General features: G+C 65.1%; 21 protein-coding genes and 1 tRNA gene. 16 read left to right on the forward strand and 6 right to left on the reverse strand.

Annotated elements, in window-relative coordinates; translation table 11 throughout:
* Positions 1–126: 126 nt before the first annotated feature.
* Positions 127–2,025, forward strand: coding sequence for a sigma-54-dependent Fis family transcriptional regulator (locus ACT54L_RS20100; RefSeq protein WP_476087411.1), 1,899 nt, complete (start codon positions 127–129; stop codon positions 2,023–2,025).
* Between the two features lie 30 nt (positions 2,026–2,055).
* Here the strand turns inward: ACT54L_RS20100 and ACT54L_RS20105 are convergent, their stop codons facing one another.
* Both ACT54L_RS20105 and ACT54L_RS20110 read right to left on the reverse strand, forming a co-directional pair.
* Positions 2,056–3,105, reverse strand: coding sequence for an SDR family oxidoreductase (locus tag ACT54L_RS20105; RefSeq protein ID WP_476087412.1), 1,050 nt, complete (start codon positions 3,103–3,105; stop codon positions 2,056–2,058).
* Positions 3,106–3,146: 41 nt separating this feature from the next.
* Positions 3,147–4,079, reverse strand: a complete 933-nt coding sequence (locus ACT54L_RS20110; RefSeq protein ID WP_476087413.1) for an SMP-30/gluconolactonase/LRE family protein — start codon at positions 4,077–4,079, stop codon at positions 3,147–3,149.
* Positions 4,080–4,420: 341 nt separating this feature from the next.
* Between ACT54L_RS20110 and ACT54L_RS20115 the strand changes: the two genes are divergently transcribed.
* From ACT54L_RS20115 to ACT54L_RS20165, 11 genes are all read left to right on the forward strand, one after another.
* Positions 4,421–5,542 (forward strand): ABC transporter substrate-binding protein, encoded by a 1,122-nt coding sequence (locus tag ACT54L_RS20115; RefSeq protein ID WP_476087414.1) that lies wholly within the window; start codon positions 4,421–4,423, stop codon positions 5,540–5,542.
* A 7-nt stretch (positions 5,543–5,549) separates the two neighbouring features.
* Positions 5,550–6,410, forward strand: a complete 861-nt coding sequence (locus ACT54L_RS20120) for a branched-chain amino acid ABC transporter permease (protein WP_476087415.1) — start codon at positions 5,550–5,552, stop codon at positions 6,408–6,410.
* The gene (locus tag ACT54L_RS20125; RefSeq protein WP_476087416.1) at positions 6,410–7,417 is read left to right on the forward strand and encodes a branched-chain amino acid ABC transporter permease; all 1,008 of its coding nucleotides are present in this window, start codon (positions 6,410–6,412) and stop codon (positions 7,415–7,417) included. The genes ACT54L_RS20120 and ACT54L_RS20125 overlap by 1 nt, the downstream gene beginning before the upstream one ends.
* The gene (locus ACT54L_RS20130; protein ID WP_476087417.1) at positions 7,414–8,169 is read left to right on the forward strand and encodes an ABC transporter ATP-binding protein; all 756 of its coding nucleotides are present in this window, start codon (positions 7,414–7,416) and stop codon (positions 8,167–8,169) included. The genes ACT54L_RS20125 and ACT54L_RS20130 overlap by 4 nt, the downstream gene beginning before the upstream one ends.
* Before the next feature lie 2 nt (positions 8,170–8,171).
* The gene (locus tag ACT54L_RS20135) at positions 8,172–8,912 is read left to right on the forward strand and encodes an ABC transporter ATP-binding protein (protein ID WP_476087418.1); all 741 of its coding nucleotides are present in this window, start codon (positions 8,172–8,174) and stop codon (positions 8,910–8,912) included.
* Position 8,913: 1 nt separating this feature from the next.
* Positions 8,914–9,774, forward strand: coding sequence for an IclR family transcriptional regulator (locus ACT54L_RS20140; protein WP_476087419.1), 861 nt, complete (start codon positions 8,914–8,916; stop codon positions 9,772–9,774).
* Positions 9,771–10,910, forward strand: coding sequence for a thiolase family protein (locus ACT54L_RS20145; protein ID WP_476087420.1), 1,140 nt, complete (start codon positions 9,771–9,773; stop codon positions 10,908–10,910). The genes ACT54L_RS20140 and ACT54L_RS20145 overlap by 4 nt, the downstream gene beginning before the upstream one ends.
* On the forward strand, positions 10,907–11,275 hold the full coding sequence (locus ACT54L_RS20150; protein ID WP_476087421.1) for a Zn-ribbon domain-containing OB-fold protein: 369 nt from the start codon (positions 10,907–10,909) through the stop codon (positions 11,273–11,275). Before ACT54L_RS20145 ends, ACT54L_RS20150 begins: the two co-directional genes overlap by 4 nt.
* Before the next feature lie 4 nt (positions 11,276–11,279).
* Positions 11,280–13,373: an acetate--CoA ligase family protein gene (locus ACT54L_RS20155; RefSeq protein WP_476087422.1), complete on the forward strand. Its 2,094-nt coding sequence runs from the start codon at positions 11,280–11,282 to the stop codon at positions 13,371–13,373.
* Between the two features lie 49 nt (positions 13,374–13,422).
* Positions 13,423–14,400 (forward strand): tripartite tricarboxylate transporter substrate binding protein, encoded by a 978-nt coding sequence (locus tag ACT54L_RS20160; protein WP_476087423.1) that lies wholly within the window; start codon positions 13,423–13,425, stop codon positions 14,398–14,400.
* A 241-nt stretch (positions 14,401–14,641) separates the two neighbouring features.
* Positions 14,642–15,532: a DNA adenine methylase gene (locus tag ACT54L_RS20165; protein WP_476087424.1), complete on the forward strand. Its 891-nt coding sequence runs from the start codon at positions 14,642–14,644 to the stop codon at positions 15,530–15,532.
* Here ACT54L_RS20165 and ACT54L_RS20170 read toward each other — a convergent pair.
* From ACT54L_RS20170 to ACT54L_RS20185, 4 genes are all read right to left on the reverse strand, one after another.
* Positions 15,525–16,574 (reverse strand): hypothetical protein, encoded by a 1,050-nt coding sequence (locus ACT54L_RS20170; protein WP_476087425.1) that lies wholly within the window; start codon positions 16,572–16,574, stop codon positions 15,525–15,527. The two genes, ACT54L_RS20165 and ACT54L_RS20170, sit on opposite strands and share 8 nt — an antisense overlap.
* Positions 16,575–16,579: 5 nt before the next feature.
* Positions 16,580–17,671, reverse strand: a complete 1,092-nt coding sequence (locus tag ACT54L_RS20175; protein WP_476087426.1) for a hypothetical protein — start codon at positions 17,669–17,671, stop codon at positions 16,580–16,582.
* Positions 17,672–17,874: 203 nt separating this feature from the next.
* Complete coding sequence (locus ACT54L_RS20180) at positions 17,875–19,335, reverse strand: DUF1254 domain-containing protein (protein WP_476087427.1); 1,461 nt, start codon at positions 19,333–19,335, stop codon at positions 17,875–17,877.
* Positions 19,336–19,445: 110 nt separating this feature from the next.
* Positions 19,446–20,336, reverse strand: a complete 891-nt coding sequence (locus tag ACT54L_RS20185) for a LysR family transcriptional regulator (protein WP_476087428.1) — start codon at positions 20,334–20,336, stop codon at positions 19,446–19,448.
* Positions 20,337–20,463: 127 nt separating this feature from the next.
* On the opposite strand from ACT54L_RS20185, the gene ACT54L_RS20190 reads away from it, so the two are divergent.
* From ACT54L_RS20190 to ACT54L_RS20205, 4 genes are all read left to right on the forward strand, one after another.
* The gene (locus tag ACT54L_RS20190; RefSeq protein ID WP_476087429.1) at positions 20,464–21,819 is read left to right on the forward strand and encodes an acyclic terpene utilization AtuA family protein; all 1,356 of its coding nucleotides are present in this window, start codon (positions 20,464–20,466) and stop codon (positions 21,817–21,819) included.
* Positions 21,820–21,831: 12 nt separating this feature from the next.
* Positions 21,832–22,188, forward strand: coding sequence for an AtuA-related protein (locus tag ACT54L_RS20195; protein ID WP_476087430.1), 357 nt, complete (start codon positions 21,832–21,834; stop codon positions 22,186–22,188).
* A gap of 77 nt (positions 22,189–22,265) precedes the next feature.
* The gene (locus ACT54L_RS20200) at positions 22,266–23,261 is read left to right on the forward strand and encodes a Bug family tripartite tricarboxylate transporter substrate binding protein (protein WP_476087431.1); all 996 of its coding nucleotides are present in this window, start codon (positions 22,266–22,268) and stop codon (positions 23,259–23,261) included.
* Between the two features lie 255 nt (positions 23,262–23,516).
* Positions 23,517–23,592 (forward strand) — tRNA-Glu (locus ACT54L_RS20205).
* Positions 23,593–23,676: the final 84 nt, after the last annotated feature.

Raw genomic sequence — 23,676 nt, forward strand, 5'->3', positions numbered from 1 at the left:
CACACCGAAAGCGGCACAGTGGGAGTGAACCGCCATCGCCGGAGGCACGCAGCGCGCGGGCCGAAGGCGAGGCCAACGGCTAAGGCGGCGCCAGCGGGAACGCCGCGCCGCCCGGCCCGGAGGGCAGTGCTGGTGCCTTATCGCGAGATCGCCCGTGCCTGGGAGGCTTTCCACCGGGACGGCGTCACATCCCCCGTCGTGCGGCCCGCCGTGCTCGCCTCCTGGCAGCGGTCGCGGCAGCACGCCATCGCCGCCGACCGCTCGGCGGCCCCCCTGCTGAGCGAGGCGGAGCTGTTTCGCCGACGCCGCCAGAACATGCGCCTGCTGGCCGCGGCCCGGCCAGCCATGGAAGAAGCGCGCAATCTGCTCGCCGACGCCAGTTCCATGCTGATCCTGACCGACCCCGCCGGCACCATCCTGGAGACGGAGGGTGACGCCCGTGCCGTGGATACCGGACATGAGGTCAAGCTTCAGCGGGGCGGCCTGTGGTGCGAGGCGGAGATCGGCACCAATGCCATCGGCACGGCGCTGGCCTCCGGTCGCCCTGTCCAGATCCACGCGACCGAGCACTTCTGCGCGCCGGTGCAGCGCTGGACCTGCGCCGCCGCGCCTGTGCGCCACCCCCTTGAGGGAGGCGTCATTGGCGCGGTGGACATTTCAGGCTCCACCGACACCTTCAATCCGCAGAATCTGGCCCATGCGGTGGCGCTGGCGCACCAGATCGAGGCCGTGTTGGGCCGCCGGCTGGAGATGGAAAACGAGCAGGTTCTCCGCCACTTCCTTTCCAAGCGCGCGTTGTGGCTGTCCGAGGAGATCATCGCCTTCGGCCGCTCGGGAACGCTGATCTATTCCACCGACCGGGCCCTGAAAGAGGTTGCTCGCCGTTCCGACCGGTTCGTTGAGGACGGGCGCCTCGCGGCCCTGCGGGACACGCGCCCTGAGGACTGGCCGGCGCGTGTGGCGACGCTCCTGCCGGGCGCCAGCGTGGAAGTGGTGCGGGAAGATGGCGAGGAGATTGGCGGCGTCCTGGTGCTTCACGCCCCGCGCCGGCTGCGTCCCGCCGCCAAGGATACTTCGCGCGAGCCGGAGCCCGTGGCCTTTGACGCCATCATCGGCGAAAGCGCGGTGATGCGGGAGGCGCGGGAGAAAGCCCGCCGGATGGCGGAGAGCGGCCTGCCCATTCTCCTGGAAGGTGAGACCGGCGTGGGCAAGGAGGTGTTTGCCCGCGCCATCCACGGCGCCCGCCTGCCCTGCGGCCCCTTCGTGCCGCTCAATTGCGGCGGGCTTCCGCGCGAGCTCATCGCCAGTGAATTGTTCGGTTATGAGAAGGGCGCCTTCACCGGCGCCGATGCGGCGGGCAAGCAAGGCAAGGTGGAAGCGGCCGATGGCGGCCTCCTGTGTCTGGACGAAATCGGCGAGATGCCGCTGGAACTGCAGTCCTATCTGCTGCGGGTCCTGGAGGATGGCGTGGTCTATCGGGTGGGGGGCCACCAGGGGCGCCGGGTGGACCTGCGCCTGGTGTCCATGACCAATCGCGACCTGACCGGGGAAGTGGCGGCCGGACGGTTCCGAAAGGACCTGTTCTATCGCATCGCCGCGCTCCGCCTGCGCATTCCCCCGCTGCGGGAGCGGGAGGGGGATGCCCTCCTCCTGCTGGACCATTTCGGCGCCCTCGCGGCGGCCCGCGCCGGACTGCCCCGCCCACACTTCACCCCAGAGGCCCGCGCCGCCTTGGCGGCCTATGGCTGGCCCGGCAATGTGCGCGAATTGCGCAACATGGTGGACATGTTGGTGGCCATGAAGCGGGGCGAGGGCCCGGTGGAAATGGCGGACCTGCCGCCGGAAGTGCGCGAAGAACCCGCCCGGACCTCGAGCGCTGGCGACCTCAAGGCGGTGGAGGAGGCGGCGATCCGCGCCGCGGTGGAGGCCTGTGGCGGCAATCTCTCCCGTGCCGCCCGCCGCCTCGGAATCGCGCGCTCCACCCTTTACATGCGGCTTGCGGCGCTGGAGGGCAAAGGCAGCTAAGGCGCGGGCGCCTCCCGCGCCCCGACGCCCTCAATGGTCCGGGATGAGCCGCATGTCCTTCATCTCGCGAATCTGGCGGGCGAACATCTCCTCGTCGTCGACGATCTCATGGAAGCCGAAGCGGCGGATCTTGGTGGTCTCCACCAGGCTGTCATAGTCCATGTGCCACTGGAAATCGCCGAAGGTCCAGGCGACCGCCTGCCGGTAGCTGCGCGGTACGAGGCCGTATTGCTCGACCATCCGGTTCCACAGCGCTTCCTTGTCCGCCATCACGTTGGCGAGGCGAATGGTCATCACCGGGCCACAGGGCATGTCGAACATCGCGGCGATGCGCGGCCACATCTGCTCCCAGCGGAAGAGCCCGCCATTGGTCACATTGAAGACTTCGCCCGCGCATTTGGGCGTGGTGGCCGCCCACACCGCCGCCTGGCCAAGGAGGTTGGTATCCACCGTCTGCTGGATGGTGCGATAGCAGGCCTGGGTGCCGGGAAAGCGCAGCGGCAGCCCGAACTCCTTGGACATGGCCGCATAGATGCCGATGACCGAGGTCATGTTCATGGGGCTGTTGACCGCATGGCCGTAGATGGTGCGCGGGCGCAGCGCTGACCAGGACCAGCGGGCCTTCGGCGCACGGGCGCGCAGATAATCCTCCTGGTCGTAGTAGAAATTGGGCGGCATGTGGCGGGGATCGCTCTCCCGCGCCGGGGTCGGATAGGGGCCGAGATGCGTGCCATAGGCCTTGGTGCCCTGCATCAGGCTGACATGTTCCAGGACGGGCGAGGCGCGCTCCACCGCCTCCACCACGTTCACCAGCATGGCAAGGTTGGGGGCCACCTCCTCCGCGAAGGTGGGGCGCTCCTGATAGGCAGTGTAGAAGATGTGGCTGACATCGGTGAGGGTCGCGAGCCTTTCTTCCGCATCGGCCTTGTCGAGCAGATCGACGGACACGCAGGGGACGCTCTCGTCCTCCGGCTTCCGGCGTGAAAGAATGGTCACCTTCCAGTCCGGCTTGTCCGACAAGGCATGGACGATGCCGGCGCCGGCCACCCCAAGGCCGCCAACCACAAGGGCGTGCTTCATGTTTCCTCCCATATTCTTGGTTTTCGGGCGTCTTGGCGCGTTCAGATATTGAGATTGGCCAGGGGAAGGCCCGGCTCGGGCCAGGGCAGGCTCACCAGGCGGCCGGTGCTGGACAAGGTGACATAGGCGGTCCGCAGGTCCGGCCCGCCGAAACAGATATTGGTCACCCAGCGCTCAGGGAACGGCACCGATCGCACCAGTTCGCCTTGTGGCGAGATCACCGAGATGGCGCCCGTCACCAGCGTGGCGACGCAGATATTGCCGCCAGCCTCCACCGCCAGGGAATCAAAGCGCTGATAACCGCCGAGCCCGATCACCAGCCGCCCGCCATGGGGCGATGGCCAGGGCGCGCGACGGATGACACCCGGCGCCTCCAGGTCGAACGCCCAGAGCCGCGCCGTCTCGGTCTCGGCCACATAGAGCACCGATCCGTCGGGAGACAGGCCGATGCCGTTGGGCGTGAAGAGAGGGAAAGCCAGTTCATGGATGTGGCTGCCATCGGCACGGGCATAATAGATGGCGCCCCGATCATGGTCGCGGGAGCGCGTCTTGCCGAGATCGGTGAAATAGAAGCCGCCCTGGCCGTCGAAGACGATGTCGTTTGGCCCCTTCAGCGGCCCCTTGTCACTCTCGCGATACAGGCATTCGACCGCGCCTGAGGCGAGGTCGACACGCTCGATGCGGCCGCCCGAATAGTCCTCCGCCTGGCCAATGGGCCTGAGGCCGGTTTCGTCTCCTTCTGGTGTCCAGCGGAAGCCGCCATTGTTGCAGACGTAGCACGCGCCATCCGGCCCAATGGCCGCGCCATTCGGCCCGCCGCCAAGGTTTGCCACCACTTGGACAGTGCCGTCGGGCCGGACGCGATCGAGCGTTCCAGACGCGATCTGAACCACCAGAACCGAACCATCCGGAAGCGCCACAGGCCCCTCCGGAAACCGCAACCCTACGGCCACATCCTTCATTTCAACCTGCATTTCCGTCCTCCCAGCCCTCTTTGCCGACCAAGATGTGCGAAAGCATCCATGACCGTTCGGGGTGATATTTAGCAGTCGCAAAAAGTTTCACTCACCGAAACGAACCTGTTCGCGACCGCATTATTATGTTCCGCCATTCGGAACGAAACTCGCTGAATTTGATGATTTTCCACACTAACACGCCAATTTTGTTCCTGCATTCCGAATTTTTGTTTGACAGATATCGGCCACGCCGTAACGTCTGGAGGACAGAAGATCCATAAGGACTCGGTCGGGAGGAACATCCAATGTGCGTGCTTTCACGCTCACGCGCCCTTTTCATGGGCGCGATGATCTTTGCTTTGCCTTTTTCTGCTCATGCCCAGGAAACAATCAAGATCGGCTGGCTGTCTTCTTTGACCGGCCCGCTGTCTTCCGCCGCCATTGCGGAAAACCAGGGCGTGCAGTTCGCCGTGGAGGAGATCAACAAGTCCGGCGGCATCCTCGGCAAGAAGATCGAGCTCTTGACCCGCGACACGGCAGGCGATCCCACCAAGGCCGTGAACCTCGCCCAGCAACTGGTATTCAGCGACAAAGTTCAATTCGTCATCGGCCCGGTCAATTCCGGCGAGTCGCTGGCGACCATCCCCATCGTGGCCCGCGCGGGCATCCCCAATATCGTGATCGGCTCCATCGATGAGCTGATCGATCCCAAGAAATATCCCCTCGCCTTTCGCGCCATCAACACCAATACCCAATGGATCGAGGGCGGGAATGCCTATGCCATCGATGTCCTGAAGAAGAAGAACGTGGCCGTCATCGGCGACACCTCCGGCTATGGCACATCGAGCGCGAAGACCGCCGCCGCACTGCTGGAAAAGCAGGGCATCAAGCCCGTCTATTCCGTCCTGGTCGACCCCAACAAGACCGACCTGACCGACGAAATGGCCAAAGCCAAGGCTGCCGGCGCCGACGTGGTGATGCCCTGGACCGCCGCAACCGGCCTCATGGCCCGCATTCTCAACACGCGCGGCGACATGGGCTGGGACGTGCCGGTGGTGGGCCATCCCGCCATCATGGCCCTGCCCATCAAGGGCCTGCTGAACAAGCCGGACTATTGGAAAAACGCCTTCGCCGCCGGCTATACCAGCACCACCTTCGTCGACGGCAAGCTTCCGCCGCGCACCCAGGCCCTGATCGACAAGATCAAGCCGGAGTTCGGCGGCAAGATCGACTTCACCTTCTGGTGGGTGGCGCTCGGTTACGACACGGTCAAGATCATCGAGCACGCCGCCAAGACGGCCAATTCGCTTGAGCCCGCCAAGATCAAGACGGCCCTCGAAGGCACCAAGGACCTGCCTGGTGTCTACGCCACCTATTCTTGGTCCGCAGAGAACCATAACGGCTTCCCGGACAGCAACATCGTCGCCAATGTCGCCGACAGCTTCAAGGACGGCTGCTACGACGCAGCTCCGATGAAGTGATCAGATCATGCTGGCCGTGATCGTTTCCGGGCTTGCGATCGGCGCGCTCTATGCGTCGGTCGCCCTCGCCTACAATGTGATGTTCTCCACCTCCAAGGTGCTGAGCGTCTCCACCGGGCAATTGTGCATGCTGGGCGGCGTCTTCGGCGCCTGGTTCATCACCGGTCTGGGCTGGCCGATCTGGCTCGCGCTGCTGGGCGTCATCGTCCTCGGCGCGGTGTTCGGGCTGCTCACCGAGGTCATCGCCGTGCGGCGCGTACTTGCGCTCTCCGACGAGCATCTGTGGCTGCTCTCCACCCTGGCGCTCGCCACCATGGTGCAGCAGGCGGTGGGCCTGTGGTGGGGCACCGAGCCCCGCCCCTTCCCGCGCCTCTTCCCGCAGGATTTCTCGGCCGGCGTGCTAGACCAGAAATATTGGCTGCCCATCGGTTTGGTCCTGATCCTGGTGGCGGCGCTGGAGCTGTTCTACCGGCGCACTCTGTGGGGCAAGCTGTTCATCGCCACCTCCGAGGATGCCTTCGCCGCCCGCGCCCGGGGCATCGCCACGGACCGGGTGCGCGCCCTCTCTTATGCGCTGGCCGGTGTCATCGGCGGCTTGGCGGGATTTGCCGCCGGGCAGCTGACCTTCGCCTATTTCGCCCTCGGCCTCACCTTGACGCTCAACGGCTTCATCGCCCTGGCGGTGGGCGGCCTCGGCAGCAATCTTGGGGCGCTTTTCGGCGGCATAGCGCTGGGGCTGCTGGGCGCCTTCGCCACCTATTTCTTCGGCGGCGAATACCAGCAGACCATCGCGGTGGGCCTCCTCCTCCTCGTCCTGATCGTGCGTCCCGAGGGCCTCCTCGGCGCCAAGCGCGTGAGGCCCGTGTGATGCGCACGTCTCTTCGCCTTCCCGCGCTCGTGGGTGGCATCGCCCTCTTGGCCGCCCTGCCCTATTGGACCTCCGACCTCTACCAGCTTCATCTGGCCGCCCTCATCGGCGCCTATTGGGTGCTGGTGTCCGGCCTCAATCTGGTGGTCGGCTATGCCGGCCAGCTCTCCATCGGCCATGTGGGCCTGCTGGCGGTGGGCGCCTATGCCTTCGCCATCCTGGCGGGCACCCTGGGCTGGAACCCGGAACTGGCCATGATCGCCTGCGGTGCCTTGGGCGGGCTTGCCGGTGCGCTGCTGGGCCTGCCCTCTCTGCGGCTGCCGGGCTTTTATTTCGCCATGGCCACCATGGCCTTTGCGCTCATCGTCGCGGAGATGACGCTGGCCCACGGCGACCTCACCGGCGGCGGCACCGGCCTTCCCGTGCCCTTCTTCTCGTCACCTTTCGATACGCCCTGGGGGCAATATTGGCTGGTGCTCATCGTGGGCCTCATCGTGACCTGGCTCACCTGGAACGTGGCGAGCCGCATGTGGGGGCGCGCCCTCATCGCGGTGCGCGACAGCGAGGTGGCTGCGGCCTCGCTGGGCATCGGCATCTTCCGGCTGAAGCTCACCGTCTTCATCTTCTCCGGGGTCACCGCCGGGGTTGCGGGCGCCCTCTTCGCCTCGCTCCAGAGCTACATCACGCCGGACACCTTCGTGTTCGAGATGGGCCTGTTCTTCTTCGTCTGCATCATCATCGGCGGGCGGGGCAGCATCATCGGGCCGTTCGTGGGCGTGGTGATCCTCACCGCCTTGCCGGAGCTGGTGGCGCCGCTGGCCAAGCTTGGCCACTTCTTCTACGGCCTGACCTTGCTGCTGGTGGTCCTGCTGGTGCCCGACGGCATCGGGCGCCTCCTGGAACGCATCGTCTCGCTCGGCCGCCGCAAGGCGCAGGAGAGCTTTGCCATCGAGCCCGACCTGCCCCGCCTCTCCCGCGCCCTGGACGGGCAGGCAGGTGCGTCATGACCGGCCTTGTCGCCCGTGACGTGGGCAAGCATTTCGGCGGCGTGGTGGCACTCGACCATGTGGCGCTCGACCTGAAGGGGGGTGAGGTCCATGGCCTCATCGGCCCCAATGGCTCCGGCAAGACCACGCTCCTCAACCTGCTGTGCGGCTATTACCGCCCTGATGCCGGCGACATCCTGCTGGACGGGGCGAGCCTGGGCGGCCAGCCGGTGCAGAAGCGCCCGCGCCTCGGCATCGCCCGCACCTTCCAGAAGCCGCGCCTGCTCGGCTCCCTGAGCGTCCTGGACAATGCCATGCTCGGGGGCTGGCGGGACGTGGCCTCGGGCTTCATCGCCACCGCCCTGGCCTTGTCGCGCTCCGGCCGCGAGGAGCGGGAGATGCGCGCGCGGGCCACCGAGATGCTCCATGGCGTCGGCCTCGGCCAGGTGATCGAGCGGCGCGCAAACCTCCTAGAGCATGCCGAGCAGCGCTTCCTGGAGATCGCCCGGGCGCTTGTGCTGCGCCCGCGCTTCCTGCTCCTGGATGAGCCGGCGGGCGGCCTCACCGGCGCCGAGATCGACCATCTGCGCCGCATCCTGATGGTGGTGCGCGACAGCGGCGTGGGCATCCTCCTGGTGGAACATCACACCGACTTCGTGTTCCGCATTTCCGATCGCGTCACCACGCTCGACCGCGGACGCATCATAAAGCACGGCACCCCCGACGAGGTCCGCACCGACGCGGACGTGGTCCGGGTCTATCTGGGAGCCTGAGCATGCTCGCCTCCAATCGTCCCGGCACGCCGCTTCTCGAGGTGGACGATCTCCACGTGGCCTATGGCAAGGCCGAGGTGGTGCACGGTGTCTCCTTCACCGTGCACCGGGGGGAATTCGTGGTGCTGCTCGGCCGCAACGGTGCCGGCAAGAGCACCATCCTCCACGCCATTTCGGGCCTCATTCCCAAGCGCGCGGGCCGCGTTACCTTTGCCGGGACCGACATCTCGCGGGCCAACGCGCGGGATGTCGTGCGGACCGGCATGGTGCAGGTGCTGGAGGGGCATCGGGTCTTCACCTCGCTCTCGGTGGAGGACAACCTCCTGATCGGCGCCTATGCAGGCGCGGTCGCCGACCGCGCGGTGCTGGAGCCCATCTACGAGACCTTCCCGGAGCTGGCGGAGCGGCGCCACCAGCAGGCTTCGCGGCTATCCGGCGGCCAGCAGCAGATCCTCGCCGTGGGCCAGGGCATGGCGGCCAAGCCGGCGCTGCTGATCCTGGATGAACCCTCGGGCGGCCTCGCGCCCCTTGTGGTGGACCGCATCCTCGATGTGGCGAGCGCCCTTTGCCGCACTGGCATTGCCGTGCTGCTGGTAGAGCAATTGGTAGAAAAGGCCCTGCGCCACGCCTCGTTCGGCTATCTGCTGGAGACGGGACGCATCGGTGGCGCGGGCAGCGCCGCCGAATTGCAGGACAGCGCCCTCCTGCGCCGCGTCTATCTCGGCGGCGTCGAGGTCGACTGACATGCCCCTGAACACGGACGAAGCCAACACTCCTGCTGCCCCCCGCGCCCCCCGCGCCGCGGGCGCGCAGAACGACAGCAACTCCATCCAGAAGGTGTGCGCGCTCCTGCGTGCGCTCGGCGCCCACGCGCCCCAACGCCTCACCGAGCTTGCCGCTTCGGCCGGGCTCAACAAGGTCACCGCGCTGCGCATCCTCGACACGCTGGTGCAGGAGAATTTCGTTCAACGGACGCCGGATGGGAAAGCCTATGTGCCCGGCCAGGAAGCGCTGGCCTTTTCCGCGTCCCAGAAGCGCTCCGACGATGTGCGCGAGCTGGCGCGGGCAAGCCTCGTGCGGCTGGCAGAGCATTCGGGCGACACCGCGCTCTTGTCCATCCGCAGCGGGGTTGAATCCGTCTGCGTGGAGCGCCAGGAAGGCTCGTTCCCCATCCGTGCCAATTACTTGAACATCGGTAGTCGGCGGCCGCTCGGTGTCGGCGCCGGCAGCATGGCGCTTCTGGCCTTCCTGCCGGAGCGGGAGGCGGAAGCGGTGCTCGATGTCTTGGGGCCGAGGCTCCAGCCTTATCCGCAAGTTACCATCGAGCGCCTGAAGGAGGCGGCGACCCATGCCCGCCGGCGCGGTTATGTGATGCTGCTCGACTTCGTCATCGACAAGATGGGCGCCATCGGCGTGCCGGTCTTCGATGCCCATGGCCGGCCCATCGCGGCCCTCTCCATTGCTGGCCTCACCGAGCGCATCCGCGACCGCGAGGAGGCGCTCGCCCAGGCCCTCCAGCGGGAAGCGGACCTGATGAAACGGGAATTGATGTCTGGCATGGCGACGCCGCCTGTCGCCGGAAAACGCAGGAAATCCACCTCATGAGCTTTATCACCGGCGCCGGCCACACCGCCTACGGCCGGCGCGAGGGCTGCGACACGCTCGCGCTGATGAGCGAGGCCGCGCAGACCGCCCTCGACGATGCCGGACTGGTGCGCGCCGACATTGACGGCCTCATCACCGGCTATTCCACCACCTTGCCTCACCTCATGCTGTCCACCGTCTTTGCCGAGCATTTCGGCCTGACGCCGGACTATGCCCATGCCATTCAATTGGGCGGTGCCACCGGCTTTGCCATGGTGATGCTGGCTCACCGGCTGGTGCAATCGGGCGCGGCGCGCAACATCCTGGTGGTGGCGGGCGAAAACCGGCTCACCGGCCAGACCCGGGATGCAGCCGTGCAGACCCTCGCCCAGGTGGGTCACCCGATCTACGAAGTGCCGCTGGGGCCGACCATTCCCGCCTATTACGGCCTCGTCGCCTCCCGATACATGCACGAATTCGGCCTGAGGGAAGAGGATCTGGCGGAACTCTCCGTCCTCATGCGCCGCAATGCGGTCCGCCATCCCGGTGCGCAATTGCGCACGCCGATCACAGTCGCCGACGTGATGGCCTCCAAGCCCATCGCCACGCCACTGAAGTTCCTGGATTGCTGCCCCGTTTCCGACGGCGGCGCGGCGATCATCGTCAGCCGGGATGCGCTGAGCGGGCCCGCCGTGCGGGTGATCGGTGCCGCCCAGGCCCACACCCACCAGCACATCACCGCCGCGCCGAGCCTGACCCATTTCGGCGCCCAGGCGAGCACCACCAAGGCCTTGGCGGAGGCCGATGTTTCGCTTTCCGACATCGGCTATGCCGCGATCTATGACAGCTTCACCATCACGCTTGCCATCCTCCTGGAGGAGATCGGCCTTGCCCCGCGCGGGCAGTCCGGGCGGCTGGCTCGCGAGGGTCATTTCGGCAGCGACGGGGCCCTGCCCCTCAACACCCATGGCGGGCTCCTGAGCTACGGCCATTGCGGGGTGGGCGGGGCCATGGCGCACCTGGTGGAGGCTCGCCTGCAGATGCTGGGCCGCGCCGGGGACCGCCAGATCACCGGGGACGCCCCCCTGGCGCTGCTTCATGGCGATGGCGGTGTCCTGTCCTCCCACGTCTCGCTGGTCCTGGAGCGCGCCGCATGAGCGATGAAACCCCATTCTCCGGCGACTGGACCAAGGGCCAGCCAGCCCTTGCCTTCCAAGCCTGCCGGCCCTGCGGACATCGCTGGCTGTTCGCCCGCAGCTTCTGCCCGAGCTGCGGCGCCAAGGGCGTGGAAACCCGTCCCGCCAGCGGGCGCGGGACCGTGCATGCGGCCACCCTTGTGGTCCGCGCCCCATCCGAGGAGCTGCGGGCCCATGCGCCCTATTGCATCGTCCTCGTCGATGCCGAGGAGGGCTTCCGCCTGATGGCCCACGCGGCCCCCGGCGTCGCCATTGGCGATGCGGTTGCCGCCAGCTTCCGGCCCTTCGGCGCCGGGCTTGTTCCCTATTTTGAACGCGTGGAGTAACCCGATGCGCAGCGGCCTGGATGTCGCCCTCAACCCGAAGTCCATCGCCGTGATCGGCGCTTCGGAGAACCCTAATAAGATTGGCGGGCGGCCGCTGCTCTATCTGTCGCGCTTCGGCTACCAGGGCAAGGTCTATCCCATCAACCCGAAACGCACGGAAGTCCAAGGGCTTGCAACTTCTGCCTCGCTGCTTGATCTCCCCGAGGCGCCGGAGATGGCCATCATCGCGGTGCCCGGCGCGGCGGCGGTGGAGGCGCTCGATGCCTGCGGCAAGAGCGGGGTGAAGCTGGCCTTGATGATGAGTTCCGGCTTCGGCGAGACCGAGGGCGAGGACGGCGTAGCGCGCCAGAAGGACATGGTGGCGCGGGCGCGGGCGCGGGGCATGCGCGTGGTGGGGCCCAATTCCCAAGGGCTGGCCAATTTCGGCACCGGCGCCATCGCCTCCTTCTCCACCATGTTCATCGAGGCGGAGCCGAAGGACGGGCCGGTGGGCATTGTCAGCCAGAGCGGCGCCATGAGCGTGGTGCCCTATGGCCTGCTGCGGGGGCGCGGGATCGGCGTGCGCCATGCCCATGCGACCGGAAACGATTGCGACGTAACGGTTTGCGAGCTTGCCATGGCGGTGGCGGAGGACCCCGGCGTCCAGCTGCTGCTGCTCTATCTGGAGAGCATTCCCGACCCCGAGCACCTCGCCGAAGCCGCCCGCATCGCGCGGAAGCGCGGCGTGCCGGTGATCGCGCTGAAGTCCGGGCGCACCGCTGCGGGACAGGCGGCGGCGCGCTCCCACACCGGCGCTTTGGCCAATGAAGACACTGTGGTGGACGCGTTCCTGGAGGAGCACGGCATCTGGCGAGCCAAGGATACCAGTGACTTAGTGATGGCGGCCGAGGTCTATCTGAAGGGCTGGAAGCCGGAGGGGCGGCGCCTGGTGGCCATTTCCAATTCCGGGGCGACCTGCGTTCTGGCGGCGGATGCGGCGACCGCCCGGGGGCTGAGCCTGGAGCCCTTGGCGCAGGAGACGCGGGAGGCGCTGGGGGCCATCCTGCCGAGCTTTGCGGCGACCCGGAATCCGGTTGATATCACCGCCGCCTTGCTCACCAACAGCCGCCTCTTCAGCGAAATTTTGCCTGTGATTGCAAAGGATAAGGCGGCGGACGCCTTCTTTGTCGGAGTGCCCGTGGCGGGCGCCGGCTATGATGTGGATGCCTTTGCCCGGGATACGGCGGCCTTTGCGGAGGCGACCGGAAAGCCAGTGGTGGTGGCCGCCCCCCAGCCCTCGGTGGCCGCGCGGTTCAAGGCCCATGGCGCCCCCGTGTTCACCGGAGAAGCCGAGGCGATTCAAGCGCTTAGCCAGTTGATCGGGCATCACGAGCTGATCGCCCGGGCGGAGCGCCGAAAGGTGGGGCCGGTGGCGAACGTGCCGGCCCGCGCGGGCGAGACGATGCTTCTCAACGAGGCGGAAAGCCTTGATTTCCTTCAATCTTCCGGCATCCCCGTGGTGCCGCACCGGCTCTGCCGGACGCCCGCGGAGGCCCTGGCGGCGCTCGCCGAGTTGAAGGGTCCGGTGGCGGTAAAGGGCTGCTCGCGGGATGTGGCGCATAAGTCGGAGCTGGGGCTTGTGCATCTCGGCCTCACCACCCCGGAAGAGGTCGAAAATGCCTTCGCCGCCTGCCGCCAAGCCATTGAAAACGCGAACGCTTCCTTCGATGGGGTGATCGTCTCCCGCATGGTCCGGGGACGCCGGGAGATGCTGCTGGGAGCACATCGGGATACCGTCTTCGGGCCGGTCGTGGTGGTGGGAGAGGGGGGGAAATATGTGGAGGCGCTGCCGGACGTCGCCCTCCTGCTGCCGCCCTTCGACCAGAGGGATGTGCGCGAGGCCCTCTCCAGGCTCCGCATCGCCCCGGTGCTCGCCGGCACGCGGGGAGAAAGCCCTGTAAATCTAGACACTTACTGCGATGCCGCCGTGGCCGTGGGCGCGCTCATGCGGGCGGATGACCGCATCGTTTCGCTGGACATCAACCCCTTCATGGTGGGCGAAGGCGCCGATGTGGCCCTCGATGCCGTGGTGTTCGCAGTGGCCGGAACGGGCCTGTGATCTCGGCTTAGCCCCAACAGAACAAGACCAATTCCCGGAGGAAAAACCCATGATCAACCGTCGCACGTTTTTGCTCGCCGCCGGCGCCGCCGGCGCCCTCCCCGTCCTGTCCGAAATCGCCCGTGCGGACACCTGGCCGAGCCGCCCGGTGAAGGTCATCGTGCCCTATCCGCCGGGGGGCTCCACCGACATCACGGCGCGCCTCGTCATGGAGAAGGTGGCCCCCCTCATCGGCCAGCCGGTGGTCATCGACAACCGGGCCGGGGCGGGCGGGAATCTGGGCATGGACGCGGCGGCCCGCTCGGCGCCCGATGGCTATACCTTCGCGGTGGCCACTACCGCCCATGCCATCAACATGACCCTCTTCACCAACCTGACCTACCACATCCTCGACAACTTCACGCCGGTGGCGCTGCTCACCGAGAACCCGCTGATGCTGGTGGTGCCCACCTCCTCGCCCTTCAAGACGGTGAAGGACCTGATCGCGGCGGCGAAGGCCGAGCCGGGCAAGATCAATTTCGCCACCTCCGGGGTGGGCCAGTCCACGCATCTGGCAGCCGAGCTGTTCGCCACCATGGCCGGCATCAAGATGACCCATGTGCCCTATAAGGGCAGCGCGCCGGCCATCGCCGATGTCATTGCCGGCCATGTGCAATTGATCTTCGACACCACCCAGTCCGCCCTTCCCTATGTGAAGGAGGGGCGGCTGCGGGCGCTGGGGGTGACCTCCACCGCGCGCATCCCGCTCGCCCCCGACGTGCCCACCATCGCGGAGGCCGGCCTGCCGGGCTATGAGGCCACCGCTTGGAACGGCCTCGTCGCCCCCAAGGGCACGCCGGCCGAGATCGTCACCCGCCTGAATGCCGAGGTGGAAAAGGTGCTGGCCCTGCCGGAGGTGAAGACCCGCTTCGCAGACCTGGGCGCCGTCTGCCCGCCCTCGACGCCCGAGAGCTTCCGGGCCTATGTGGCGGCGGAGATCACCAAATGGGGGGCGGTGGTGAAGGCCTCGGGGGCGAAGGTGGATTGAGGGGGGGCGGGGGGTGGCGGGCGGGAGGGGCCAAGTACCACCGCCTGCCAGGAAGAGGCGACGTCAGGGCCGGTCGTGTCCGGCCCTCCACGGGTGCCGTTTGGATTGCGCCAGGAGGATAAGTTCATGATTTGTTCAAATGTGGCAGATCGGCGAATGGGGTTCTCGCATTTCTTCCCCCCCCTTGGCAATCCCACACTCGATGACCATGGTGCGATGAACCATCATCGCGAGTCGAGACGTGCGAAATTTAGAAACTAAGTTTATCGATTTGAATGATTTTGGTCGGCCGTACGTTGGCAACGCCGCCTCGCCGTTCCGCTATCCCGGTGGTAAGGGTTTCCTGACCCCCTTATTGGCTGCGGAACTTGCTAAACGGTTTGACATGTCGCGCCCCAACTTTGCGGAGCCATACTGCGGCGGAGCAGGGGCTGCCACGAATTTGCTGATCGCGGGTAAAGTTGAGCAACTGTTCCTGAATGACGCTGACCGACGGATTTATTCGGCTTGGCGGGCGATGCTGACAGAAACCGACCGCTTCGTAGAGAAGATCGCGTCGGTCGAAGTCAATTTGACCACTTGGGACGACGCCCTCATTCGTCTCTATGAGACCTCGCTGCCAGATTACGATTTTGAGCTCGGCTTTGCCGCCTTCTTCGTCAATCGCACCAGTCGCTCGGGCGTGATTATTGGATCCGGGCCTATCGGGGGGTACTCCCAAGAGGGGAGGTGGAAGATTGACGTGCGGTTCAATAGAGAGACGCTTGCCAAGCGGGTTGTCGCGCTTGGAGCACTTCGCGATCAGATTACCCTATCGTGCCAAGACGGCCTCGAATTTTGCCGAGAGCTTGGTAAGCAGAATAGGCTCGCCAGCACATTCCTCTTCATCGATCCACCATACGTCGGGGCCGGAGGGCGACTGTATTACGACGGCATGAGCGAGGATAGGCATCGCGATCTCGCTAACTGGCTTAGCACGGGCAACGCTCCGCATTGGCTTCTAACTTACGACGATCACCCGCTTGTCAGGGAGAATTACAGGCACATTCAAAAAAGCCTAATTGAGGTCTCTTATAGTCTTAGTCGAAAGCGGTCAGAAAAAGAGCTCCTTTATCGAAGCTCTTTTAGTTGAGCGAATGCTCCTCGAATTCATGCACGAGCGTAGCCGAACGCAATTCTTTTAACTCAAACCTCGACTTGACACCAACCCTTCTTAAATTCATCGAACGTATCGGAAACTGCAACATCCCGAATCCACGAATAATTTCATCATAACAATAAAGAAGACAATCTTTTTCGTGGCATTTGATTCTAATGAGCGACGTCTCATCTTGGGGCCTAGCGAAAGCACTTTGAAAGGCGGCGGGTTTCTCCACGAAGAATCGGCTGAAACGCTCGCGAGCGTCTACACCCATGATCTTATTATCTATCTGGGACTCCTGAATACTGGCCCCCACAAGTCGGAGAAACGAATTCCCCCTGTCCTTCGGCGATCCAACACGCACTAGGCAGTCGACGCCGCCGTCGTTTGCTTCCTTCTGCACTTGGCTCCATTGATCGTAAGCCAGAACCTTTCCAGCACCCATTGCCGTGCAGATTGACGAGAGTAATGCATGAAGTGTTTCTGAACTTCTGCAGCTTGACGTCATAAATGCCGAACCAGAAGCGTGGCCAGCAACGGCATACGCAGCTATATTCTCAAATATTCTAGTAAATTTCCGAAGAAATGATTGTTTTTTAATTTTTGAATCAGATAATTCTTCTCCATAAAATTCAACAAATCCGGATTTTATTAAGCGATAGAACTGAAGCGATATGTAATTTAGCGCAACACTAGATAGCGCAGACAGATCCTTGCGCCGCAATTCGGCATCGGCCAACTCGAACGGATAGTGGTCTCCCAAGTCCGCAGATCTCTGTCGCGCGGCCTTCGTCAAGGCCTGCGTAAAACTCTCTATCATCTCGGTTTCTGCAGTTTGCCGCTCGGATCTGTAATCGTCCCTAGACTTTTCGTCTACTACGTTGTTTATGTACCATTCGGTTGCCTCATCAACGTCGAGTTCAATTAGTTGCGTAGATGCCGATTTTATGAAGAATGCCGTGACTTCCCAGTACGCCAAGACGTCGGACGTGACCTGGGGAGAGTTTAAAACGGAAAGGCCGAACTTAAACACCGCCACTACTCCAACACGGACTTGATTTGCCTAGTTTGAAGTTCGATGCGCCTGATAAGGGAACGCGCTTGTTCGGCACTCTCCTCCGGAAGCTCGACGGAAACCACTGCAGCGTCGGTGGTAGCTTTCGTAAGAATCGTAGTTGCCTTTGCTAGCATCTCAAGCCAATCGTCGCTCTTTAGTCCAGCGACGGCTTCCGCCGAACCCAGGTCCCCTGTGGCCTTTAGCTCCCTGAGCCCGGCATCGCTTGCCAACACCCGTTGCAGACGAGGGCGATCCGTACCCTGCGCTTTGATGACAGACCTCTCCCCGTACAACCACGACATCAGCTGCGTCAATTCGACATAGTGAGTGTCCGGGACGGGGTTATCGCGGATCATGCTTTCACTGAGCGGAGCACGCGAAAGCCCAATAAAAGCCCTGCTGTCCGGATTGTTGATTAGCGTATAAAGATGAGAAAACTCAATATTTGATTCATCTATATTTAATTTTTCGAATATTCCAAGACGACTGCACTGAAGAACTATTTTGTATGCTACCAAAAGTCGGACGATCAGGCCACGACTATCACCAAGCTGCTTTGTTAGAGACTTCATCCGCTCATGTGGGGATTGCTGCGCGCTCAGCGACTCATAGAAATCCACGCCAAACTTTGCTTTGGCGAGAGAAGACCAGCGCGCCGGCCCGTTAACGTGCTTGAATCCAATGTATCCCGCAGCTTCCTCGCGGCTACGAACCATAATCACGGGCAATTGCCCGCACGTATCGAGCTTATCGTCCGGTAGCCGCGGTATGCGACGACGCAAAGCTTCCTTGCTCAGCAGATTGGGGTCCAGCAGAAGCTTGACCGCCGCAAGGCGCCGATTACCTTCTAGAACAATAAGTCGACCACCCTCTTCCATTGCCACCAACGGCTCGAAGGGCTCGTAGCCGCGCTCTGCGATCGAATCCCACAACTCCTTTAAATTTGCGGTTTCGGCGAGGATCTCTAACGCCTCCGCTTCGGAATCAGCATGCGCCAGGCCAAAACGTGGATTGACCTGATCGAGCGAGAGTTCGTGCGGAGGCTTGTTTACAACCGGCATAATCAAATCCAAAAACGGGTCAGAGGTTCGTAAAGCATCGGTAGCCCAAACGCAAAATAGCTGCTGTGTCTTAGCGAAGCGTAGCGATTTTCACGCACGGACATACAATGTTGGGTTCAGCCGCCCCACGCTCGAAACCTCCCCTCTGACCCCTCTTCTCCGCTTCCTCCCCCCACCAAGGCGGCGCAGGTCACCCCCCGCCGCCCCGTGTCCCCTCACCCCGCCACGATCCCCGGCGGCTGCCAGGTGCCCTGGCCGAGGGGCAGGATGGAGGGTGGGGTTTCCTTCGGCCAATAGAGGCGCATGGCGATGTACATGGGGCCGGCGGGGGCCGGTAGCCAGTTGGCTTCCTTGTCCGGGCCGGGGGAGGTGGCCTGGATATAGAGGGTCAGCGAGCCGTCCCCATTGCGCTTCAGGTTCGGCAGCATGGGCGAGTTGATGAGATAGCGGTCGATGGGGTTCTTGATGAGCAGCTGCGTCTTGCCGTCATACATGGTGATCGACCAGAAGGCGTTCACCGGCGGCAGGGCATCGGCGGGGAAGGTGATGGTGTAGGCCTTCTTCGCGCCATCCAGCGTCTCGCCCTTGGCATCCACGCGGGTGACGGGATAGGCCGCCTCCACCGCGTCATTGCCATAGATGCCGAGCTGTGCGGCCGCCGCGCGCAGCAGCCAGTCGCCGTTGAAGAAGGCGGCATCGCCGAAAGTGGAGGACAGGCGCCAGCCATTCACATCGGTGCCGATGGAGGCGGCCTTCTCATCCACCTTGCGCTTGCCCTCGGCAAGGCCCAGCAGCACCTCGGCCTTGTCCTCCAGCGACAGGGTTTTGAAATTGAAGGTCTTGCCCGGCCCCACCCCAATGCGGGCGAGCCCCGCGCGGATCTCGGCCTCCTCCGGCCGGGCGGGGGCAAAGGTGAGCGCGAAGTCGAGATAGTCCAGGAAGTCCGTCTTCGCCTTTTCCTTGGAGAAGGCGGGGAAGGAGACCTCGGCGGGCGCGGCGGGCGCGGGCTTGCCCAGGAAGGCGGAGAGGGGCTGAACCTGATAGCCCGCCTGCACGGCCTTCACATGGTCCATGTCGGAGGGGGAAAAGAGCTGGGTGCGGAAGATGGCCAGCGAGAATTGGGTGGTGGAGCGGAACACGCCGTTGATGCCGGCGGGCGTCTCGCCCTGCCAGTCCGGCCCCACGGCGAGATATTTCCCCGCCTTGCTGCCGGTGGCGCGGCTGCCAATATAGCCGTAATTATAGGTGTTGCCGTCGCAGAATTGGACCGAATAATAGCGCTTGGGGTCCACGTCCGGTACGGAAATGACCAGGGGCTCGGCGCGCAGATCCAGCCACAGCAAAGAATAGGGCGTGTCGGAATTGGGCGTGACGATGGTGGTGTCCTGCCAGGTGAAGACCCGCGCCTCGTTATAGATGGTGTTGAACGGCGCCTTCCACTGCCCGCTGTTGCGGTCGATGATGTATTCGTACATCACGCCGTAATTCATCACGATGGGCAGGCCGAACACATAGGCGGCCTCGGCAATGTCCTTGGCCTTGAAGAAGCCGGGGCGCGCGTCGCCGCCCGCCGTCTGGGCGCGTGCCGCGGAACCGAGGACGCCACCCGTCGCAAAGGGAGCCGTGAGCGCGCCAAGGGCCGTTGCCCGCAACAGGTTGCGCCGATCGATGAGCATGTCCACACCCCACTTTATTGTCGCCGCCCCGCTCCGCCGCCCGCGTGGCGGATCTGAGGCACAGCTTAGCCGTGCACGCCACGGCGGGATTTGACCAGAGGCAAAGGGCCTCACCTCAGCTTGCGCGCCAGGAAGTCGATCACCGCTTTGACCCGTGGCGCGCGGGCGCGGCCGCGCAGATAGAGCAGATAGAAGCGGTCATCGTCGGTGCGCTCCTGGAAATCGGTGAGCAGCGGCACGAGGCGCCCGGCGGCCAGGTCATGGGCGATGTGGAAATGAGCGAGGCGCACGATGCCGAGCCCCACCAGCGCGAAGGTGCGCAGCAATTCCCCCTGGTCGGCGCCCATATGGCTGGGAATGTCGATGGTCTTCAGCCCCTCCTCCTCCTCGTGGAAGGTCCAGGAATTCCACTGGGTGCGGATGGTGAAGTTGAGGCAGCGGTGGGAGAGGAGGTCATCCGGCCGCGCCGGCACGCCATGGCGGGCGAGATAAGAGGGGGCGGCGGCGATGGTCCAGGGCCGGCGCATGAGCGGGCGGCCGATGAGGGAGAGTTCGGTCGGCCGGCCGGAATGGATGGCCACATCCACGCCCTGCCGGGCGAAGTTCGCCCGCTCCGTGCCCAGCACGAATTCCAGCCGAAGGCCGGGATGGCGGTCGATGAGCTCCGGCAGATGGGGGGCGATGAGATATTTGGCCGTGGTCAGCGCCGTGTGGATGCGCACCAGGCCCGAGACTTCCCCGCTGCCGGCGCTGACCGCATCCTCCGCCGCCGCCATGGCCTCCACCACCCGCTCCCCGGCGGCGCGGAAGGTGTCGCCTTCCTGCGTCAGGCGCAGGGTGCCCGCCACGCGCTCGAACAGCGCCACCTTGAGCCGCGCCTCCAGCCGGCCGATGAGCTTCGACACCGCAGACGGGGAGAGCCCGAGCTTGCGCCCGGCGGCGGAAAAGGAGCCTTCCGCCACCACCGCCAGGAAGACGGTCATCTCGCCATATTTGTCCACGGCCCCTCCCCTTCATGCTGCACCGCCCTGTGAAGCAGGGTCACAACCCCTTTGCCGCGCGAGGCATTGCGCCATTTCACCCCGGATGAAGAATGGCCGCAACGAGAATGACGACGGGAGGACAGCCATGACCAAAACCGTGCGGATCGGCTCCGGCTCGGCCTGGTGGGGCGATCGGGTGGAGCCGGCGCGGCTCAATGCGGAGCGGGGCGATCTGGATTATCTCTGCTTCGAGACCATGGCGGAGGCCACCATCTCCGCCGCCCAGGTGCGCGCGCGCCGCGACCCCACCTTCCCGGGCTATGACACCTATCTGGACGACCGCATGCGCGCCGTGCTGCCGGCGGCGTTGAAGCGGGGCACCAAGATCATCTCCAACCAGGGCTGGATCAATCCGGACGGCGCCGCCCAGCGCGTGGTGGAGCTGCTGCGGGAGCTGGGCGCCACGGGCGTGAAGGTGGCGTCCGTCAACGGCTCGCTCATCACCGAGCGGGTGATCGAACTGACCGACACCATCCTGGAAAACGGCGCCCCCACCGCCACGCTCGGCAACACCCTGATCTCGGCGGAAGCCTATCAGGGCGCCGAGCCCATCGTGGAGGCGCTCCGGCGGGGGGCGCAGATCGTCCTCACCGGGCGGGTGGCGGACCCCTCCTTGTTCCTCGCCCCCATGATGCATGAGTTCGGCTGGGCGGCGGATGATTATGAGCGTCTGGGCGCCGGCAATGGCATCGGCCATCTGATGGAATGCGGGGCCCAGGTGACCGGCGGCTATTTCACCGATCCCGGCTTCAAGGACGTGCCCGAGCCCTGGAATTTCGGCTTCCCCATCGCCGAGGTGGAGGCGGACGGCTCCGTCGTCATCACCAAGACGCCGGGCACGGGCGGCACGGTCTCGCTCGCCACCGTCAAGGAGCAGATGCTCTACGAGGTGCACGACCCCGCCAATTACATCACCCCCGACGTGGTGGTGGACTTCACCCAGGCCAAGCTCGAACAGGTCGGCCCCGACCGGGTGCGCGTCACCGGCCTTACCGGCAAGCCGCGCACGCCCACCCTGAAAGTCTCCATGGGCTGCACCGAGGGCTTTATCGGCGAGGACATGTTCTTCTATGCCGGCCCCGGCGCGCTGCGCCGCGCGCAATTGGCCAAGACCATCCTCACCGAGCGCTTCAAGATCGTCGATCTGAAGGCCGAGGACATGCGCATCGACTTCCTGGGGCTCAATGCGGTGCATGGTGCCGCCACCCCGGCCGATGCGCCCGAGCCCTATGAGATCGCGGTGCGCGTCGCCGCCCGCACCCGCACCCGCGAGGAGGCCGCCAAGGTCGGCCGCGAGGTGGACGGCATGGCGGTGTCGGGCATCGCCCATACGGGCAAGCGCGTGCCCCACCAGGATCGCACCCGCGAGGTGATCGGCGTGTGGTCCACCCTCGTGCCGCGCACGGCGGTGACGCCGTCCGTGTCCTATTTCGTCAGCTGAGGAGAGGCACCCATGCCGCGCGTGAAGCTCCAGCACCTCGCCCATGCCCGCTCCGGCGACAAGGGCAACACCTCCAACATCTCCGTCTTCGCCTATGAGCCGGATTTCTATCCGCTCCTGAAGGACCAGCTCACGGCGGAGGCCTTCAAGGCCTTCTATGGCGCGGCCATCACCGGCGAGGTGCTGCGCTATGAGGTTGATAATATCGACGCCCTGAACTTCGTCGCCCATGGGGCGTTGGGCGGTGGGGTCTCCCGCAGCCTGGCGCTGGACAATTACGGCAAGGCGCTCTCCGCCGCCGTGCTGGGCTTCGAGATCGAGGTGCCCGAGGCCCTCATGCCCCGCCTGAAGGGCCTGAACGCCGCCTGAGCCGCCCCACCCAACGTCCGCGACCGGGCCCACAAGAGCCCGGCGCTTTCGTTCATAAACAATCGGGAAGAAACCTCATGGATCGCACCCACATGCCCCGCCGCGCCGTCCTGCGCACGGCGCTGGCCGCCGGCCTCGCGCTCACCGCCTTCGCCGCCTTGCCGGCCGTCGCCGAGACCTATCCGTCCAAGCCCGTGAAGCTGGTGGTGCCCTATCCGGCCGGCGGCACCACGGACATCATCGCCCGCATCATCGCCCAGCAACTGGCCGAGACCTTCAAGCAGCCCTTCGTGGTGGACAATCGCCCCGGCGCCGGCGGGGCCATCGGCACTTCGGCCGTTGGGCGCGCGACGCCGGACGGCTACACCCTGCTCATGGGCACCGCCAACACCCACGGCATCAATTCGGCCGTGAAGGCGGACCTGAACTACGACGCGGTGAAGGATTTCGCCCCCATCACCGTGGTGGCGAGCACGCCCAATGTCATCATCGTCAACCCGGATTTCCCGGCGAAAACCGTGGGCGAGCTGATCGCGCTCGCCAAGGCCGATCCGGGCAAGATCAATTATGGCTCCACCAGCGCCGGCGGCTCGCCGCACATGAGCGCGGAGCTGCTCCAGATGATGGCGGACATCAAGATGACCCACGTGCCCTATAAGGGCGCGGCGCCCATGCTCACCGATGTGATCGGCGGCCATATTCCGGTGGGCTTCGACAATCTGCCTTCCTCGGTCTCCGCCATCCAGTCCGGCAAGGTGCGGGCGCTGGCGGTGACCACCGCCCAGCGCTGGCCGGGCACGCCGGACATCCCCACCGTGGCCGAGACGGTGCCGGGCTATGAGGTCTCCGGCTGGTTCGGCTTGCTCGCCCCCGCCGGCACCCCGCCGGCCATCGTGGACGCCCTCCAGAAGGCGGTGGCGGCAGCCGTGGCCAAGCCCGAGGTGAAGAAGCAATTGCTGGACGTGGGCGCCGAGCCCGTCGCCAACACACCCGCCGCCTTCGCCACCCAGATCTCGGACGACGTGGCCCGCTGGAAGAAGGTGGCGGCGGCCACCGGCGTGAAGCTGGACTGATCCGCCAAACGGCCCCGCGCCCCGCCAAGGGGGCGCGGGCCTCAGCGGACACCCGCCGCTCGCCCGACCCGAGGGAAGGCTGACGGCGGAGGCCGCCCGGCCCGGAGGATCGCGGCGGCGGAGGCCCGGCGGCGCAGCGGATCCGCCGGCGCTTATCCACAGCCCGCCCCCGCCCGCCCGGCGAATATGCCGGACACGCGAAAGAGGGCTTGATGCGCCCCCCGTTCGCGGATATACGAAGCGCCTTCCCGGCCGGCTCCCATCGTCTAGCGGTCTAGGACGTCGCCCTCTCACGGCGAAAACAGGGGTTCGAGTCCCCTTGGGAGCGCCACTTTTCCTGAAAAATCAATGTATCGGCCGAGCATCGCAGGCACGATGAGACCCAGCACGTGCGAACGTGTTTCTCCCCCGCCCC

It is taken from the genome of Aquabacter sp. DMC10, from assembly GCF_056314145.1.